Source organism: Pseudomonas zanjanensis (assembly GCF_014268745.2).
GTDB classification, from domain to species: domain Bacteria; phylum Pseudomonadota; class Gammaproteobacteria; order Pseudomonadales; family Pseudomonadaceae; genus Aquipseudomonas; species Aquipseudomonas zanjanensis.
The window spans coordinates 2905723-2922118 of record NZ_JABWRB020000001.1 but is presented as its reverse complement, the minus strand read 5'-3'; the positions used below and the strand labels follow the sequence as shown (position 1 = coordinate 2922118).

The window sequence follows — 16396 nt, the reverse complement described above, 5'->3', positions numbered from 1 at the left end:
AGACGCGGGAATAGCTCAGTTGGTAGAGCACGACCTTGCCAAGGTCGGGGTCGCGAGTTCGAGTCTCGTTTCCCGCTCCAAGATTCAAAAAAAGCCACTCATCTGAGTGGCTTTTTTTGTGCCTAAAAAATGTCTGCACTCATGTCGACATGGCTACTTCGGGCCCAGCCTGTGTGAAAACACCGCCGAGCAGTTCAAGACCTGCGGTTTGAAGCAGTATGAGCCGATAGTGGATTTTCACGACCGGCAGCCTTTGTTCGGTCGTAGTCCTTCGAACAGCAATGGCTGGGCTCACTCATAAAATTTACCAGCCAGCAGAATGGCCGCACAGCGTTGCCATACGTTTGATCTACTGGCACTCAAAGGGGAACTGCGTGAGCTGGCAGTCGCCCACGCTGCGGCAGCATCAAGAAAGGTATCAATAGAGCCGTTTTCCCATCCCAACGCCCCCGGTCCATAGGGAGACGACGGAGAGCTCTCTTCCAGCAAACGCTCATCGGCGAAATCCATACCTAGAGCTTCAATGAAGCCGATGAATGACTGTTCGTCGTCTACGGTTTTCAGTAGCTCATCAAGACTTATGGACATGGTGACCTTGGAAGTGCGGGATAGGTGATAGCGAAGGAGTAAATTCTCACTATGCTGCTATGCCACGAGATGAGGAGCAAGCTTACTTTCTCTTTGGGGGAGGCTGTGAGAAAGGGCAAGCAATCGTCTAACCTTTTCGTCGTCGAGGTCGTAACAGGGGCGATCATGAAGCGATTCATTGAAGGCGAGGCCCGGACGCAAGTCACCTTGCTGCCGGAGTGTCTGGACGATTACGTAACCGAAGAAAATCCAGTGCGAGTGGTCGACGTTTTCGTCGATGAACTCGACTTGGGCGCACTTGGGTTTGAGGGCGTCGATCCTGCCGCAACCGGTCGGCCAGCCACCACCCAGCGGTCTTGCGGAAGATCTATATCTACGGCTGCCTCAATTGGATTCAGTCCAGTCGCCGGCTTGAGCGTGAGGCCGAGCGCAACGTCGAGTTGATGTGGCTAACGGGGCGTTTGGCTCCGGAGTTCAAAAACATGGCCGACTTCGGCTGCCCCATGCGATTTGTCGTATGAACTGCATACGAATCAATCGAGACAATTCTCAGAGAGCATTTCGATAACCATGGCTTCAATTTCTCGCTCGGTTGGACGTGCGCCCGTAGTTCTGCCCAATATCGGTGGGTCTATCCCTAACGATATGTTTGCCCATTCCCTCGGGTTACCGACGCTGTGGATACCTCATTCCTACGCAGCCTGTGCTCAGCATGCGCCAGATGAGCATCTGTTGACCGATATTGTTCAAGAGGGGCTGGGGATAATGGCGGGGCTGTGGAGGGGCTTGGGAACACTGAATTCACATCGCGGACTCACGGAGTAGCCATGTGATGTTTCGCGGCTTCCTGAAGTGCCGCAATCCGTGATCATGTCAGCGTTGGCCTTCTGAGCGTTCACTCTGCGGCAACGATAAACAAAATTCTTGGTATTGGTTGGACGTTATACGGGCGACATACTCGGGGCAGGCTAGTGAGTCTGGCCTCCTGTAACGCTGGTATTTCCGAAAGATCCAGCTCACGGGGCACAGCATATCCTTTTGCAAATGGAATCGGGCTCGGCCCGACAGGCTCCCAGCCTCCTTGCTCCGCGAGCAATGGAAGGTCACCCTCCCAAGGCCTTAGACGACTGGCCTTACGACCCGCATGGGAAAGTTGAATGCCTGGAACACTCCCCTGCGCACTCAAGAATGAAGCAAGTTCCCTGAGTTTTGGCACTGCCGCGTCCGACCAGAGACCAAGATCCTGGGGTGTTACTCGTCCGTCCGCAGTCACAGAGGTGGCCTCGAGGATGATAAGACCTACCCCCCCAATTGCCCGAGCACCCAGGTGAACTTTGTGCCAGTCATTCACCAGCGAGTCGTCGGACACGTATTGACACATGGGCGCCATACCAATTCGATTTCGAATAGTAGTTCCGCGCAATGTTAGCGGCGAGAATAGTCGGGACACTGTTTCCTCCTTTAAAAGTGTTGATTAGTCGTCCGGCTAATCAATTGGACTCAAACCATAACAAGGAGGACGGAAATTAGACCTGTCAGAACACACAGTGTTGCCGCTGACCGAAAACTGGTAATGTGAACTAGCCCCATGAAACACGTACTCGTCGGAAGTAGAATTTTCTCCTGATTGGATCAGGGAAATTTTGCGTGAAGACATCGCGTTTTTCCGACAGCCAAATCATTGCCATTCTTAAGTAAACTGAGGTCGGCAGCCCAGTCCCGGAGCTGTGCCGCGAGCACGGCATCAGCTTGGCGATCCTCTATAAGTAGCGCGCCAAGTTCGACGGTATGGACGCGTCGAGGTGATCAGCATGGAAATGATGGGCAAGATTCGGCGTATTCACTTTCGAGATAAGTTGTCGCTGCATGAGATAACCAAGCACGTCGGATTTCCATGCGCCAACGAAGCTCTTACCCGAAGCCCTTCAAAGCCCAGGTTGTTCAGGAATGCCTACAACCGGGGGCAACCCTATCCAGCGTTGCCATCAGCCGCGGCATCAACGCCAACGTTATCCGCAAGTGGATACCGCTTTACCGAGATCAGCCGCCAGCGGCGTTGCCGGCTTTCGTTCCGTTGAGAGCTACGCCCAAACGGCAGGCGGAAACGTTGGCGATTATTGGCGAGCAATCGATCACCGTGAAATGGCCAACTTCCGATCCTGACGGCTGCGCCCGCTTTGTCCGTGAACTCCCTTAATGATCCGCATCGACGCCATCTGGCTCACCACCGAACGCAGTTATTTCTGGCTAAGAGCAGCGATGGAAAGTCCTGACACGATGAAGGTCAATCCCGCGCCGAGGTTGAGTCCGTTGGCAAGGCGCGGGCGTCGACAAATGTATTGCGACAGGCGCGTGGCGAAAATCCCCATCAGCGAAAATCCCACGGCCGTCAGCAGAGCGAACCAGAACCCGTAGACCAGCATCTGCACAGTGACCGAGCCGAGTGCAGGATTGATGAATTGAGGGATGAACGCCAGCACGAACAACCCTGGCTTGGGATTGAGCGCCGCGGAAAGGAAACCTGTGAGCAATATGTTTCGAAGGGGCTGCCGCGCGGCGGGTGCGAAGGTCACCAGGCTCCTGGAACGCAGCACCTTTATCCCGAGCCAGAGCAGGTAGGCTGCCCCCACCAACTTGACCACCCAGAAGGCGACGGTCGAGGTCTGGATCAACAACGTGAGCCCCAGCGACGCGGTGGTGACGTGAAACAGGATACCCAGGCCAGACGACAGGCCCGACACGAGGGCAGCCAGGCGACCCTGGCTGAGCCCGCGTCCTATCGCCAGCAAATTGTCAGGGCCTGGAGAGAGGACCAGCAGCACGCAAGCTGTGGTGTAGGTGAACCAGATGTCCATTGGAAACACGGTGACGCTCCCTGTGAGGTAGATGTGGGGTCAACTGATGATGCCCAGGACGGCTGCCCTGACCACCGCTGCGGTTTTGTTAGTGGCGCCGAGCTTGCCCACGGCGTTCTTCACATGGAATTTGACGGTGTCGAAGGAGATGGCCAGGATCTGCGCGATCTCTTCCTGCGTCTTGCCATCGGCCGTCCAACGTAGCACCTCGATTTCCCGTGCGGTCAGCCGGTAATGCTGGGCCTGATGGGACGGGGTGATCAGCAGCCTTTCCATCACTGGCGCGATAGTCTCGGCGAGCCAGCGCATCTTGAGTTCCTTGGCATTGAGTTCGGCCACATCCAGCGTAGAGCTGCCGCGGGCGAGGGTCAGCATGCTCTGGTGGCGCGAGGCATTGGTACGCGAGCAGGCCCAGCCGTATCTCAGGCCTGCGGCGCGAGCTTCTTCCCAGAACTGCGGCATCTTGCGCAGGAGTTCTCCCTGCCACAAAAAGGGTGTGGTGCAGGCGCGCGCGCGCTGTACCGAAGGGTCGACAAGCAGGAAATCGGCGTCGCTGTAGCGGCGCTGCCAGGTGCTCGAGAAATTGCAGCGCATCTGCATGATGGGGTTGGAAAAAGGCAGGGCTGTGCAGACACCGAACGAAAACCATTCGAAATCCAACTCCCAGGCAACACGTTGAACGCCGTTCACCAAGTCCTGCTCATCTTTGACCGAGCTTGTCCATGCCAGCAGGTTTGCGAGCCAAGTACGCATCGAATCTCCATTTCCGGATGCCGTTTCCCGACGTTTGTTATACCCCAGTGAAATCCCCTTGGAAAGCCTGCAGGGCCAGTGCCATCGCATGTCGGTGCGGTCCATCGCCGATGGCATCCTGGCGCCTGCCTACCCCATTGGGTAGGTGGTTTTAAACCTTCACGGCCATTAGGTTTGCTCCTCGCCGGCTGACAGAGGAACAGCACTGTTTCTCTGCAGCCTTCTTACCGGCGCTATCCCAAACTCATTGATGGTGGTCGATCCATGCTCGAAGAGATTGTCAGATACAAAGTCCAGGAAACGGCTCAACGCAAGCAGGCGCATGGTATCGATGCCCTGCTCAAGCGGATTCGTGACGCACGAGCGCCCCGTCACTTTGTCGGTGCCTTGGCAGGCGAGGGAATCTCGCTCATTGCCGAAGCCAAGTACCGCTCGCCGTCCAAGGGCGTGCTGCGTGCTGACTATGATCCACTCCAGTTGGCGATGGCGTACCAGGCCGGGGGCGCCAGTGCCCTGTCGGTCATTGCCGACAGTCGGTTCTTTGGTAATGCGCCCCATGTCGTTGGCATGCTGGCCAACCATCCTCAAATCACCTTGCCGGTGATGTACAAGGACTTCATCGTCGATGAGTACCAAGTCTACGAGGCGCGGGCACTGGGCGCCGACGCGGTGTTGATGATCGTCCGCTGCCTGCCGCCCGGCAGCCTTGCGAGGTTGCATACCTTGGCGAACCAGCTGGGGCTGGATGTATTGGTGGAGACTTTTGACGAGGCGGACATCGACCAGGCGCTATCGGTCGACGCGTCGATAGTAGGTATCAACAATCGCGACCTCGATACCTTCAAGGTCGACTTCGACCGCTCCGCCCAATTGTTCGAGTGTCTGCCTGCTTCGGTTATCGCCGTGGCGGAAAGCGGTGTTGCCGGTCATCAGGACATGCAGTTGGTAGAACGCATCGGCTTTGCCGCCGCGCTGGTGGGGGAACGTCTGCTAACAGCTGCTGACCCTTGCCTGGAGAGCCGTCGGCTGCTGGGCGCGGATGAGGCTGTATGACGATGCTGCGCTCAATCATCTTCGGCTTCGGTCACTGCGGGAGAAACCTGCATCTGGCCAGCCTGCGCTCATTGCGTCGGCAGGGCTGCCTGCCCGATGTCGACACCACCATCACGGTCGTGGACCCTGAGCTGAGCGGTGGGTTGGTCGATGGCCTGGTGATGCTGCACTGTCTACCCGAGGCGTCGGCACTGCAGGGCAGGGTAGGTGTCGTGCACATCTGTACGCCACCGGCCCTGCACTTGCGTCATGTGCACGAGGCGCTTATGGCCGGTTTCCGATACATCATCATTGAGAAACCCATGGTGATGAACCTGGCCGAGGCCCAGGCACTGCGTTCCATGGAGCAACAATATGATGCGCAGATTCTGGTGGTTTCGGTGTGGGGCCACAGTCTGTTGATTCCACGGCTCACCCGGTGGCTGGAAGCCAGTGAACAGCCGCTTCGCAGTGTGCACATCATCCATGACAAGCCTCGCTTTTCGCGCTCTTTCACCCGCCATGGCGAACACCTGTTCGACATTGAAATGCCGCATCAAGTCAGCCTGGCGTTGCTGTTCGCCGGTGCTCCGGCGTCCGGGTTTCACGCGCACACCGAAGATCTGCGCGTCGAAGGCAAGCTGCGCCAGGCCATGAAGGCGGGCAGCATCGGTTGGCACGATGAGCAAGGCATCGAGGTGCTGCTCGAATCGGATCTTGCCAGTCCGATCCGCCAACGCAGTGTGCGCCTGCAACTGGAAAGTGGCGAATGCTGCGAAGGTTTTTTCCCCGTAGGTGCCGACGACAGCTACGCACAGCTCAGATGCGACACCGAGCACAGTGGCAGTAGCGCTCACCAGATCTTCGCTGACGAGCCCCTGACCACCTGTGTGGGCGAGTACTACCGCTATTTCCGGAACCACCTGCAGGGTCACGGCGGCGATATGCCTCGCAGCGGCACGGTGGCCTTCAACCAGCAGGTTGTCGAACTGCTGGAGCAGGCCCGCGGCGTTGCATCTGCCAGCGCATTGGCGTCGATCAATATGCATATGGCCAAGGAGGCCGTTCGATGAGTGTTCCGTTTTTCCAGATCACCGAAGGATTCACCCGCGCCTTGCCGCTGCTGGAGGAGGGGCTGGCGGAGTTTCATCGACAGTCCGGCTGGGTCAATGACCAACAGGTGCGGGCTTTTGAGCAGGCTATCGCCACTTATACCGGCGCGCCCCATGCTATCGCTACCGGCAACGCTACCGATTCGCTGATCATCTGTCTGATGGCGTTGGGCATCGGCCCGGGTGATGAAGTCATCGTGCCTTGCTACAGCTTCTTCGCTTCGGTCTCCTGCATCCTGCAAGTGGGGGCGACGCCGGTGTTCGTCGATATCGAACCTGGCAGCTATGCAATTGACTGCTCCCTGATCGAAGCCTGCATCACCCGGCGTACCCGAGCCATCATGCCAGTCCATCTGTTCAGGCAAATGGCCGAAATGGATGCGTTGATGGACATCGCCTGCCGACATGGGCTGAAGGTTGTCGAGGACAGCGCCGAAGGAATCGGAATGCGCTGGAACGACAGGCATGCCGGGCTGATCGGGGACCTTGGCGTACTGTCGTTCTTCCCCACCAAGACCCTGGGTGCGCTCGGCGATGCCGGAATGGTCCTGACCCGCGATGCGGACCTGGCCAGGCGGGTGCGACAGATCCTCGACAATGGCCGTGATGCCAGCGGCCTGGCGCAGTGCCTGGGCTACAACAGCCGAATGGACGACCTGCAGGCCCTATGGCTGAGGGCGCGCTTGCCCGAGCTGGACCAGGAGATCGAACGACGTGCCGCGCTTCGCGATGCCTACGACTTGCACCTGGGGCCCTTGGGTGAATACCTGCAGGTGCCGGTCACGTTGCCTCGGGCAGCGCGCCAGCGATGCGTCGACTATGTCTACCTGATCGAGGCGCAGAACCGTGACGGCCTGGTCGAGCATCTCGCTGCGCGCGGTGTTGGCGTCGAGGCCTACTACCCGCTGCCGCTGCACCTGCAGCCGGTGTGCGCCGGGCCAACCCATGCCGAGGGTCGCTTTCCGGTCGCCGAGCGGGCCGCCACCCGGGCGTTGGGCCTTCCTCTCTATGCCGATCTGAGTGCGTCAGATGTTGCCAGCGTGTGCCAGGCGATCACCGAGTTCTATGCCGCTGCCGGAGCCCAGTCATGATCAAGTACCAGGATTTCCAACGCCGTTATCCCAATGCGCAGACACAGATACTCGAGATTCTCGCTGCCCGGGTCCAACAAGGCGATTTCATTCTCAAGCAGCAGGTTCAGGATTTCGAGCAAGCCCTGGCGGCCAAGGTCGGTGCGCGCCACGCTGTCTGTGTAAGTTCTGCGACCTCCGGCCTGACCCTGTCGCTGATTGCATCCGGTATCGGGCCGGGAGATGAGGTCATAACACCTGCTTTTTGCTACGTATCGGCCGCCTCATCCATTGTGCAGGCGGGTGCTACACCGATATTCGTGGACGTTGCCCCCCACAGCGGCGTGCTCGAGGCCGAGGCCGTCGTCCGCGCCTTGACCCCCCGGACGCGGGCGGTATTGGTCGCCCACCTGTTCAGCGGCCTGGCTGACATCGATGCGTTGCGTGAGGCATTGCCCGAGGATGTCCTGATTCTCGAGGACAGTGCTACCGCATTCGGGGCGCGCCTGCGCGGCCGTCATGCAGGCACACTCGGTGACATTGGCGTGTATTCATTCTTTGCGGCCAAACCCTTGGGCGGTATCGGCGATGGTGGTGCGGTGATTACTGACGACGACCAGGTGGCGGGAGCCCTCCGGATGCTGCGCAATCATGGGCAGGACGGCCGTCGGCGTTTCTACCACCAGCGCTTGGGATACAACAGCCGCATGGATGAGACCAATGCCGCCTGGCTGCAGGCCCGGTTGCGGGAAAACGACTTGCACCTGGCCCGCAAGCAGGCCATTGCAAAGGCCTACGACGAAGCCATCGAAGCCAGCGACGGCGTGTTGCTCGGCCAGCATCGCGGTACCCCGGATTTCTCCCCTCACGCCTATGTCGTGCGCAGTGCAGAGCGTGAGCGGCTAGCCAGGCATCTCACCGCGCGCGGTATCCAGACCCGCGTGCATTTTCCTGTGCCCTTGCCTGAGCAGCCGGCGTTTGTCCAATGGTCCGCAGGGCCGGCGCACTACCCCAATGCGCGTCTGCTGGGCAAGCAATGCCTGGCATTGCCCCTGTGCTCCGGCATGAGCGACGGGCAGGTATCGCGCGTCATCGAGGCGTTGAAGGAGTTCAGCCATGCCGAGGTCATTTAAGCTCACGGGAATCGCCGATGAAGGCTGCGCGTCCTTGGCCGAGCAGTTGGCGTGCCACGCTGAACTGGGCTGGCGACATCTCGAGCTGCGCAGTGTCGACAGCGTGCCGCTGGCCAACCTGTCGGAACGATCACGCGTATCGATGTGCGATTCGCTGCTCGCACAGTCCATGGACGTGGTGGTCCTGGCCTCACAGATCGGCAATTGGGGCAGCAGGATCGATACCGACTGGCAGACTGACCGGGCCGAATTGCAATGCCTGTTACAGATGGCCGGGCGTCTGGGGACGCGGATGATCCGTGTCATGTCCTACCCCAATTGTGGCTGGGACGAGGCCCGCTGGCGGCATGCGGTCATTGAGCGATTCAAGCGTCTGGTGGAAGTGGCCGAAGACGCCGACGTCGTGCTGATACACGAGAACTGTGCCGGGTGGGCCGGCCAGGGCGCCGAGCAGACCCTGCAGTTGCTCGATGCCGTTGGCTCGGATCACTTGAAGCTGCTGTTCGATATCGGCAATGGTCTGAGCTATGGCTATGACGCCCTGGGATTCCTGCGCCAAGTGCTTCCTCATGTGGCGCATGTGCATCTGAAGGATGGTTGCTGGGTATCGGACGAAGTGCACTACACCTTCCCCGGAGAAGGGCAAGTGGGTGCCAGGGACTGCATTGAGCTGTTGATGGGCGAGGGTTACGACGGTTGGTTTTCGATCGAGCCGCACCTGTGCCTGATCCCGCATCTCAAACAGACGGCTACGGACCCGCATCGACAGAGGCAGACCTATCAGGCCTATGCCGAGCATGCGCGGGACTTGCTGCAATCCTGCAGGGAGGCAAGACATGCTGTTCACGGATAAATATGTAGACCGGCTTGAGCAACTGCTGCGCATCGACACCGTGACCCCGATGGAGACCGGACAGCCCTCGTGCATTGCCCAGGCCAATACCCTGTTCGCCCAGTGGGCGCAGACAGTCGGCATGCGCGAGGTGTTCAGCGGTCCAGGCGTCCTGCCCGATGAGGCGCGGGTGCCGGTTTCGGTGCTACGCCGGATGAACGAGGCGCCCGAGTTCCTGGCTTGGCAGCCGCATAGCGTTCTGGAGATCGGCAACGGGCCGCGGGAACGTACGATCATGTTCAATTTCCACATGGACACTGTGTCACCTCATCTGCCGGTGCGGGTGCTCGACGGCGCCGTACAGGGTCGCGGCGCGGTGGATAATAAGGGGCCAGGCTTGGCGGTGCTGGCAGCCCTGGAGGCATTGCAGATGCAAGAGCCGCAGGTGCTGGACGATATCCGCGTGCTGATCCAGGTGGTGGCCGGTGAAGAAGGGGGCGCCATGGGCGTCTATGGCACCCACTACCTGTGCCAGCAGGGTCACCTGGGGTGTTTGAACATCTTTGTGGAACCGACGGGAGCCGGTTACTTCGATGCCTCTACCACCTCCATGACGTATGAAGTACGGATGGACGGCAGGGATTCGACCGACGACTTTCCGCACCAGGGCGACAATGCTTCGCTGGTTCTGGGTTTCATCGCCCAGGCCATGGCTGCCCAGTTGGCAGAGCCGTTGCACGCGCTGCAGGTGAAGATGACCCTGGCCGGTCTGCATACCGGCATGCACCACAACCGGGTTTACGGTAGCGGGCACTGTCTCTTCAATTTTGCCTATCGCAGCGCCGCTCAGGCGCGCGATGCCGAAGTGTTGGTGGAGCAAGCGTTCGACCAGGCGTTGCAGCAGTGCGGCTCACGTTTCGCCCAAAGCCCGCCATTCCTCATGACTGTCGAACGCCTGCGCACCACCTGCAGCGCTCGTTGGCTCAAGCGCGGCTTGCCGGTCCTGAACAACCACCATGTGGCCTTGCAGCGCCTGTTGGGCGAGGCCGGCATCGTGCCGAACCCGGATGCCGAACAGGCCTTCACCTGCGATGCGATGTGGGCTCAGGGCGACGGCGTCTACAGCGTCGTCTGGGGGCCGGGCTCACTGGCCGACAACGGTGCGCACACCTCCCGAGAATACGTTTCGATCAATGACCTGGACACCTTTGCAGTTGCTGTAAAGCGGCTGCTACGCCGCTTTGCCGAGCCGATCGCAAACACTCTCAAGCAAGGATAAAACGCTATGGATTTCTTCTGCATTGCAGCCAACGAGCTGCATGGGTTCACTGTGGCTGCCCTCAAGGCAGCCGGGTTCACCGCATCCCAGGCCCAGAAGGCGGCGCCCGTGTTATTGCATGCCGATCTGAACGGCCACGATACCCATGGCATCGCCAACCTGGTCAATGTCTATATCGCCGGTGCCCGGAGCGGTGAAATCAACCTGGCCGCCACCGGCCAATGGATCAGCCATCAAGGGGCCTGCGCCACGCTTGATGCCGACGGCGGGCTGGGACTGTTGGCGGGACAGCAGGCCATGGAACGGGCCATCGACAAGGCCCGGGACTTTGGGATTGGCTGTGCGGTGGTGCGCAACAGTTCGCACTTCGGCGCGGCAGGTTTCTACGCCAGCATGGCACTGGAACACGGCATGATCGGCATGGCCATGACCAACCTGGGTCGTGAGCCCGTCGCTCATCCGCTGGGCAGTATGGCGCCCTTGATGGGGACGAACCCGATCAGCCTGGCGGCTCCGGTGGCTGCTATGCCAGCGCCATTTCTGTTGGACATGAGCACGACGGTCTGCGCCAGCGGCAAGATCAAACAGGCCATTCGACGCCAGCAAACCATTCCCACCGGCTGGCTTCACGATGCCGAAGGCCGCGAGGTTAGCGATCCTGGCGCGTACCTGGACGGCAGCGCGATGTTGCCGATGCTCGGCGGGGCTTACGCGGAGCAGGGCGGACACAAGGGCTTGGGCCTTGGGATGATGGTCGAGATCCTGTGTGGGGTGCTCAGTGGTGCCCAGACCGGTGCGGACCTTGGCAACCCGGGGCGCAATAGCATCGGCCACTTCTTCCTGGCCCTGTCCCCCGAAGCCTTTGGTGCTGGCGAAGGTTTCCGCTCGTCGATGGACCGATTGCTCCAGCACATCACGCAGGCGCCTGTGCATCCGGCGTTCGACCCGCTGAGCTATCCCGGCGCGCCTGACCTGAGGGTGCGTACCGAACGCCTGGCACAGGGCATTCCCGTCGATGCCGCACTGTTGGAGCAGCTCGATAGCATCGCGGGACAACTCGGTATTTCACAAATCACGAGGACAGCGGCATGACCATAAGGCTTGGCATCATCGGCATGGGAGTGATCTCCCACTACTACCTCAAGGCGCTGCAAGACAGCACCCTGTGCCAGCTGGTGGCGGTGTGCGACAAGGCGCCCGAACGGCTGGCGCCATTCGCGGCGACGGATGTGCGTTGCCATACCGATTACACCACCTTGCTCGCCGACCCGGACCTCGACGCGGTGATCATCAACCTGCCCAACCATCTTCATTTCACCGCTTGCATGGCTGCCCTGGAGGCGGGCAAGCATGTGTGCTGCGAGAAGCCATTGACCCTCGAACTGGACCAGGCCGAGCAGTTGCGCGACATGGCCCGCCGCTTGAACTTGACGCTGCTCACGGCCTTTCACCGACGCTACAACACCCACCTGCTCAATGCCGTGAAGCAAGGCCTGTTCAATGGTGCGGTGCATGTTCGGGCGCGTTACCACGAGCGCATCGAGGATCATGCCGGCCATGACACCTGGTATTTGGACAGTGCCTCCTGTGGTGGCGGCTGCATTGCCGACAATGGCCCGAATGTCTACGACACGCTGAGCTTTGTGCTTGGCCGACTCGAGGTCACTGGGGCGCAGGTTCGTCGAAATGCGTTGGGGATCGACATGGGGGCATTGGTCACGCTGACCAACGCGGTCGGGCTTGAGGCGAGCGTTGAACTGAGCTGGGACTATGCCCACGGCGAACAGAAAGACCTGGTGATCGACTACGCCGACGGACGCCAAGTCATCGTCGACCTGCTCAAGGACAGCGTGGGTTTCAAGACGTCCCTCTATCACGAATACGAGGGCGTCATCGCCCATCTAGCCAGGAGCATCCAAGGCATGGTCGAAGACGGTTCGATTGGTGTCGATGCGGTGCGGCTGGTGCGCGCTACCTATGCCATGGAGGCCCGCGATGCTCGCTGAACAGCCCCGTCAGCCGTCCAAGGCCAGGCTCGAGGCTAGGCTGGTGAAGCTGCTCTATCACACTCAGCAAGCACGTGGCATGACGTTGATCGAGCACCGCTCCCGTTGTGTGCGGCGCGGCGAGTTGCACGAAGTGGTGACGACCGACCAGTCAGGGGCTAAGCCGGGCGACCGGATTGAGCGGGTCGGCTTCATCGGCTTCGTCGAAATCCAGCAGGCCGGGGTCATCGAGCGCGGTGATCGGGTGTTGCTAGGCGACACCTGCATTGGTCAGGTCATTGGCTTTGACGAATGCCACTTTCCCAACCACTACAACATCCTGATAGCGGCGGACGACCTGCTGACCGGTGGCACCCTCCGGGATTGCGGCTTAGGCAGTTACCTGCACTTCGAGGAAGAGCAATGAACGAGATATTCGAGATCGATGTATCGGCAGCGGCGCGCGTGCAGTTTCCAGGCGCCAGGGTCCTGGCAATGCGCCTGCCTGGCGTGGGAAGCGTCGATGGGGCAGGGCTTGACTGGTCGGCCAACCGCGCAGCATGGACTGGCGTAGACAAGGATGCCTTGCTGACCCACCCATCGATTGCGCCGTATGCGAACTACTACCAACGTGCGGGCATTAATCCGCGCAAGCACCTGCCTTCGGTCGCCAACTTCATCCACCGTGCATTCGGCCGGGCCCAGGCGCGGTTGCCGCGCATAAATGAGGTGGTCGATACGGTCAATTGGGTGGCGGTCTCCACCATGACTTCGCTGGGGGCATTTGATGCCGCAGGAATCGAGGGACCGGTGCTGCTGGACCTCTCTGGTGAGGACGAGTCGTACGAGCCCGTTGGCGGCCAAGGACGCGAGCCGCTGCCGGCTGGCCTGCTGGTGCTGCGTGACTCAAAGAAAGTCTTGTCGCTGTTTTCCATTCGAGACACGGTCCATACCGCTACCCGCGATAGCACCTCTGACCTGCTGTTGCTAGGGTGCGTATTGCCGCCACTCGACAGCACCCCAGTCAGGGCAGCCCTGCAACTTGTCGCGCAACGCCTGGGAGATGGGCGTTCGCCAGCGCTGGAAACCCTGGCGGGGCAAGGTCCTTGGTTCGATGACCATGGTGGGTGTTTCATCGCTGAAACACTCTCGCCTCCGGTCAGCGAACTGACCGAACGTTATCAGCAAATCATCGCCAGTGCAGCGTTCCAGCAACGTTATCGCAGCTTGCTCAAACACTATGTGGGGCGGGCTACTCCCTTGACGTTGGTGGAGAACTTCTCCCGGGAAATCGGGGTGAAAACCTACCTCAAACGCGAAGACCTGGCCCATACCGGCGCCCACAAGATCAACAATGCCCTGGGTCAGGCGCTGCTGGCGCAGATGATGGGTAAACGCCGCGTGATCGCAGAAACAGGTGCAGGCCAACATGGCGTGGCGACTGCTGCGGCCTGTGCCTTGCTGGGGATCGAATGCGTGATCTATATGGGCTTGCGTGATATGCAACGCCAGGCGCTGAACGTACAACGCATACGGTTGATGGGCGCGCGGGTAGTGGCGGCCACTGGCGGCACCCAGACCCTCAAGGACGCGATCAACGACGCCCTGCGCGACTGGGTGGCCAATGCCGACACGACCTATTACCTGCTGGGATCGGCGTTGGGCCCGCACCCATACCCGGCCATCGTCCGCTATTTCCAGAGCGTCATCGGCGACGAGGCCAGGCAGCAGTTCGCCGCGCTTGAGGACGGAGCACTCCCGGATGCGCTGGTGGCATGTGTCGGAGGGGGATCGAACGCCATCGGGTTGTTTTCGGCCTTCATCGAGGAACCTGACGTGCAGCTGTTCGGTGTCGAGGCCGCCGGCCAGGGCGAAAGCACTGGCAATCATTCGATCCGTTTCGGCCAGGGCGGACAGAGCCGCTCCGGGGTCTTGCAAGGGTGTCGCTCCTACGTCCTGCAGGACGCCAATGGGCAGATAGGTGAAACCCACAGCATTGCGCCCGGACTGGATTACCCGATGGTCGGGCCTGAGCATGCCCAGTTGCGTGACAGCGGTCGCGCCAATTATCTCTGGGCCAGCGATGACGAGGCGCTGCAAGCACTCCAGCTGCTATCGCGCTGTGAAGGCATCATCCCGGCCCTGGAAAGCGCCCATGCGTTGGCCGGCGCCATCAAGGTCGCGCGGCAACTGCCCCAGGGAGCGCGAATCATCATCAACCTCAGCGGGCGTGGCGACAAGGACATGCAAACCATTGCCCAGCTCACGAGCGCGGAGGAAGTCCCCCAATGAACCGTATCGACAGCTGTTTCGCCGATCTCGCGCAAAGAGGCGAAAAGGCCCTGATGCCTTACCTGACGGTCGGCTATCCGGCACTGGACAGCCTGCCGGAGCTGGTACAGGCCGCACGTAATGCTGGTGCGGATGTCATCGAGCTGGGTGTGCCTTTCTCCGATCCGGTCGCCGATGGTCCGGTGATCCAACAGACCAGCCACGCAGCGATTGCCAATGGCATGACCATGACGTTGGCATTGAAGCAGATCGCCGGACTTCCCCAGGACGACCAGGCGCCCGCGCTGGTGGTGATGACCTATACGAATCTTCTGCTTAACCATGGTTACGAGCGGTTCGCCGCGCAGGCCGCCGAGGCGGGCATCAGTGCAGTGATTGTCCCGGACATGCCGGTCGAGGCCAGTGGTGAGTTGCGTGCCGCCCTGGAGGCCCACGGTTTGTATCAGATCTTTCTGATGACACCGAACCTCAGCGACGAGCGCCTGCGCACGATTGCCGAACACGCCAAGGGCTTCATCTATCTGGTGTCGGTGCTGGGCACGACCGGTGAGCGCGACCAATTGGCCGACATCGGTCCGTTCGTGGCGCGGGTACGGCGATTTACTGACTTGCCTTTGGCGGTTGGTTTCGGCATCGGCACCCCCGAACAGGCCCGAGTCATGTGGCAGCAGGCAGAGGGCGTGATCATTGGCAGCGCTTTGGCACGCCGGCTGGCCGACCCGGTCGAAGCCGCTACGCAGGCCCACCACTATCTCGCTGGTTTCAAGGCCGGGGGCCGGCGATGAATGGCTGGCAGCAGGGAACGATCAAGGTGTGCGGGGTACGGACACCGGAAGATATCCAGGCGTGCCTGCAAGCCCGTGTCGATTTGATCGGCCTGGTACTGGTGCCTGGTTCGAAGCGCGAACTGTCGCCCAAACAGGCAACGGTCTTGCGTGACCTGATCGGTGACCAGGCCAGGGTAGTGGGCGTGTTCATGAATCAGTCGTACAGCCAGGTCTACGAAACCACCCTGGCCCTGGACCTGGATCTGGTGCAGTTGCATGGCCAGGAGCAGGGGCGTTGTTGGGAGCAGCTGGGACGGCCTTTGATTCGTCGTGTGATGCCGTCGGATTACCGCCGCGATCGAAGGGCCTCGGCGCTGCCACTGGTCGATGCAGGGGCAGGCCATGGGGTTGCGCATCCTTGGCCGGCCGCGCGCTACCCGGAGGCGATGATCGCGGGCGGTTTGACGGTCAACAGTGTCGCAGCGTTGATCGAAGCACTCGAGCCCGCGGCCGTGGATGTGTCCTCGGGGGTGGAGTCGTCGCCGGGTTGCAAGTCACCCCGGGCTATTGAGGAGTTCTGTCGAAATGCCCGGCTCGCCTTCGAGCAGGTGCGACGCGTGCAACGCAGCATCAATCAGTAATGACGGCAGCCGCCGTGGCCTGCCAACAGGCGGGATCAGCCCAGCTAACAGGTGAGG

General features: G+C 60.5%; 17 protein-coding genes, 1 tRNA gene and 4 pseudogenes. 18 read left to right on the top strand and 4 right to left on the bottom strand.

What is annotated here, in order from left to right; genetic code table 11:
- Window positions 1–4: 4 nt before the first annotated feature.
- Window positions 5–80 (top strand) — tRNA-Gly (locus tag HU715_RS12110).
- Window positions 81–291: 211 nt separating this feature from the next.
- Here HU715_RS12110 and HU715_RS12105 read toward each other — a convergent pair.
- Window positions 292–588 (bottom strand): DUF7660 family protein, encoded by a 297-nt coding sequence (locus HU715_RS12105; protein WP_186706177.1) that lies wholly within the window; start codon window positions 586–588, stop codon window positions 292–294.
- 165 nt (window positions 589–753) lie between these two features.
- On the opposite strand from HU715_RS12105, the pseudogene HU715_RS12100 reads away from it, so the two are divergent.
- Window positions 754–1082, top strand: a pseudogene (locus HU715_RS12100) (transposase); the annotation flags it as partial.
- A gap of 109 nt (window positions 1083–1191) precedes the next feature.
- Window positions 1192–1413, top strand: a pseudogene (locus tag HU715_RS27525) (hypothetical protein); the annotation flags it as partial.
- 70 nt (window positions 1414–1483) lie between these two features.
- On the opposite strand, the gene HU715_RS12095 reads toward HU715_RS27525, so the two are convergent.
- Window positions 1484–2038, bottom strand: coding sequence for an oxidoreductase (locus tag HU715_RS12095; protein ID WP_186706178.1), 555 nt, complete (start codon window positions 2036–2038; stop codon window positions 1484–1486).
- 197 nt (window positions 2039–2235) lie between these two features.
- Between HU715_RS12095 and HU715_RS12090 the strand changes: the two are divergent.
- Window positions 2236–2355 (top strand): annotated as a pseudogene (locus tag HU715_RS12090) (transposase); the annotation flags it as partial.
- Between the two features lie 127 nt (window positions 2356–2482).
- Complete coding sequence (locus tag HU715_RS12085; protein WP_186706179.1) at window positions 2483–2785, top strand: transposase; 303 nt, start codon at window positions 2483–2485, stop codon at window positions 2783–2785.
- Window positions 2786–2825: 40 nt separating this feature from the next.
- Here HU715_RS12085 and HU715_RS12080 read toward each other — a convergent pair whose 3' ends face one another.
- Window positions 2826–3443, bottom strand: a complete 618-nt coding sequence (locus tag HU715_RS12080) for a LysE family translocator (protein ID WP_186706180.1) — start codon at window positions 3441–3443, stop codon at window positions 2826–2828.
- Window positions 3444–3482: 39 nt separating this feature from the next.
- Complete coding sequence (locus HU715_RS12075; protein ID WP_186706181.1) at window positions 3483–4301, bottom strand: autoinducer binding domain-containing protein; 819 nt, start codon at window positions 4299–4301, stop codon at window positions 3483–3485.
- Window positions 4302–4460: 159 nt separating this feature from the next.
- Between HU715_RS12075 and trpC the strand changes: the two genes are divergently transcribed.
- The 13 genes and pseudogenes from trpC to HU715_RS12015 all read left to right on the top strand — a co-directional run bounded on the left by trpC (window position 4461) and on the right by HU715_RS12015 (window position 16339).
- Window positions 4461–5249 (top strand): indole-3-glycerol phosphate synthase TrpC, encoded by a 789-nt coding sequence (trpC, locus tag HU715_RS12070; RefSeq protein WP_186706182.1) that lies wholly within the window; start codon window positions 4461–4463, stop codon window positions 5247–5249.
- Window positions 5246–6301 (top strand): Gfo/Idh/MocA family oxidoreductase, encoded by a 1056-nt coding sequence (locus tag HU715_RS12065; RefSeq protein WP_186706183.1) that lies wholly within the window; start codon window positions 5246–5248, stop codon window positions 6299–6301. Before trpC ends, HU715_RS12065 begins: the two co-directional genes overlap by 4 nt.
- A complete protein-coding gene (locus HU715_RS12060; RefSeq protein ID WP_186706184.1) occupies window positions 6298–7431 on the top strand; it encodes a DegT/DnrJ/EryC1/StrS family aminotransferase in 1134 nt (377 codons plus the stop codon). The genes HU715_RS12065 and HU715_RS12060 overlap by 4 nt, the downstream gene beginning before the upstream one ends.
- Window positions 7428–8543 (top strand): DegT/DnrJ/EryC1/StrS family aminotransferase, encoded by a 1116-nt coding sequence (locus HU715_RS12055; RefSeq protein ID WP_186706185.1) that lies wholly within the window; start codon window positions 7428–7430, stop codon window positions 8541–8543. The genes HU715_RS12060 and HU715_RS12055 overlap by 4 nt, the downstream gene beginning before the upstream one ends.
- Entirely contained in the window at window positions 8527–9396 is an 870-nt protein-coding gene (locus HU715_RS12050) for a sugar phosphate isomerase/epimerase family protein (protein ID WP_186706186.1), read from the top strand. Before HU715_RS12055 ends, HU715_RS12050 begins: the two co-directional genes overlap by 17 nt.
- On the top strand, window positions 9380–10654 hold the full coding sequence (locus tag HU715_RS12045; protein ID WP_186706187.1) for a M20/M25/M40 family metallo-hydrolase: 1275 nt from the start codon (window positions 9380–9382) through the stop codon (window positions 10652–10654). The genes HU715_RS12050 and HU715_RS12045 overlap by 17 nt, the downstream gene beginning before the upstream one ends.
- Window positions 10655–10660: 6 nt before the next feature.
- A complete protein-coding gene (locus HU715_RS12040; protein ID WP_186706188.1) occupies window positions 10661–11746 on the top strand; it encodes an Ldh family oxidoreductase in 1086 nt (361 codons plus the stop codon).
- Window positions 11743–12660, top strand: coding sequence for a Gfo/Idh/MocA family protein (locus tag HU715_RS12035; RefSeq protein ID WP_186706189.1), 918 nt, complete (start codon window positions 11743–11745; stop codon window positions 12658–12660). The genes HU715_RS12040 and HU715_RS12035 overlap by 4 nt, the downstream gene beginning before the upstream one ends.
- On the top strand, window positions 12650–13066 hold the full coding sequence (locus tag HU715_RS12030) for a DUF6917 domain-containing protein (protein WP_186706190.1): 417 nt from the start codon (window positions 12650–12652) through the stop codon (window positions 13064–13066). The genes HU715_RS12035 and HU715_RS12030 overlap by 11 nt, the downstream gene beginning before the upstream one ends.
- Window positions 12952–13635 (top strand): annotated as a pseudogene (locus tag HU715_RS27460) (phenylalanine--tRNA ligase beta subunit-related protein); the annotation flags it as partial. The gene HU715_RS12030 and the pseudogene HU715_RS27460, both read left to right, overlap by 115 nt.
- An 84-nt stretch (window positions 13636–13719) precedes the next feature.
- Window positions 13720–14931: a tryptophan synthase subunit beta gene (gene trpB, locus HU715_RS27455; protein WP_238349446.1), complete on the top strand. Its 1212-nt coding sequence runs from the start codon at window positions 13720–13722 to the stop codon at window positions 14929–14931.
- Complete coding sequence (trpA, locus tag HU715_RS12020) at window positions 14928–15716, top strand: tryptophan synthase subunit alpha (protein ID WP_186706192.1); 789 nt, start codon at window positions 14928–14930, stop codon at window positions 15714–15716. Before trpB ends, trpA begins: the two co-directional genes overlap by 4 nt.
- Complete coding sequence (locus HU715_RS12015; protein ID WP_186706193.1) at window positions 15713–16339, top strand: phosphoribosylanthranilate isomerase; 627 nt, start codon at window positions 15713–15715, stop codon at window positions 16337–16339. Before trpA ends, HU715_RS12015 begins: the two co-directional genes overlap by 4 nt.
- Window positions 16340–16396: the final 57 nt, after the last annotated feature.

What these genes read in the sequence shown, in the direction of transcription:
- HU715_RS12105 (WP_186706177.1), bottom strand. Translation starts at nt 588, where the DNA reads ATGTCCATAAGTCTTGATGAGCTACTGAAAACCGTAGACGACGAACAG.
- HU715_RS12080 (WP_186706180.1), bottom strand. Translation starts at nt 3,443, where the DNA reads ATGGACATCTGGTTCACCTACACCACAGCTTGCGTGCTGCTGGTCCTC.
- HU715_RS12045 (WP_186706187.1), top strand. Translation starts at nt 9,380, where the DNA reads ATGCTGTTCACGGATAAATATGTAGACCGGCTTGAGCAACTGCTGCGC.
- HU715_RS12035 (WP_186706189.1), top strand. Translation starts at nt 11,743, where the DNA reads ATGACCATAAGGCTTGGCATCATCGGCATGGGAGTGATCTCCCACTAC.
- trpA (WP_186706192.1), top strand. Translation starts at nt 14,928, where the DNA reads ATGAACCGTATCGACAGCTGTTTCGCCGATCTCGCGCAAAGAGGCGAA.
- HU715_RS12055 (WP_186706185.1), top strand. Translation starts at nt 7,428, where the DNA reads ATGATCAAGTACCAGGATTTCCAACGCCGTTATCCCAATGCGCAGACA.
- HU715_RS12065 (WP_186706183.1), top strand. Translation starts at nt 5,246, where the DNA reads ATGACGATGCTGCGCTCAATCATCTTCGGCTTCGGTCACTGCGGGAGA.
- trpC (WP_186706182.1), top strand. Translation starts at nt 4,461, where the DNA reads ATGCTCGAAGAGATTGTCAGATACAAAGTCCAGGAAACGGCTCAACGC.
- HU715_RS12015 (WP_186706193.1), top strand. Translation starts at nt 15,713, where the DNA reads ATGAATGGCTGGCAGCAGGGAACGATCAAGGTGTGCGGGGTACGGACA.
- HU715_RS12030 (WP_186706190.1), top strand. Translation starts at nt 12,650, where the DNA reads ATGCTCGCTGAACAGCCCCGTCAGCCGTCCAAGGCCAGGCTCGAGGCT.
- HU715_RS12075 (WP_186706181.1), bottom strand. Translation starts at nt 4,301, where the DNA reads ATGGACCGCACCGACATGCGATGGCACTGGCCCTGCAGGCTTTCCAAG.
- HU715_RS12050 (WP_186706186.1), top strand. Translation starts at nt 8,527, where the DNA reads ATGCCGAGGTCATTTAAGCTCACGGGAATCGCCGATGAAGGCTGCGCG.
- HU715_RS12085 (WP_186706179.1), top strand. Translation starts at nt 2,483, where the DNA reads ATGCGCCAACGAAGCTCTTACCCGAAGCCCTTCAAAGCCCAGGTTGTT.
- HU715_RS12040 (WP_186706188.1), top strand. Translation starts at nt 10,661, where the DNA reads ATGGATTTCTTCTGCATTGCAGCCAACGAGCTGCATGGGTTCACTGTG.
- HU715_RS12060 (WP_186706184.1), top strand. Translation starts at nt 6,298, where the DNA reads ATGAGTGTTCCGTTTTTCCAGATCACCGAAGGATTCACCCGCGCCTTG.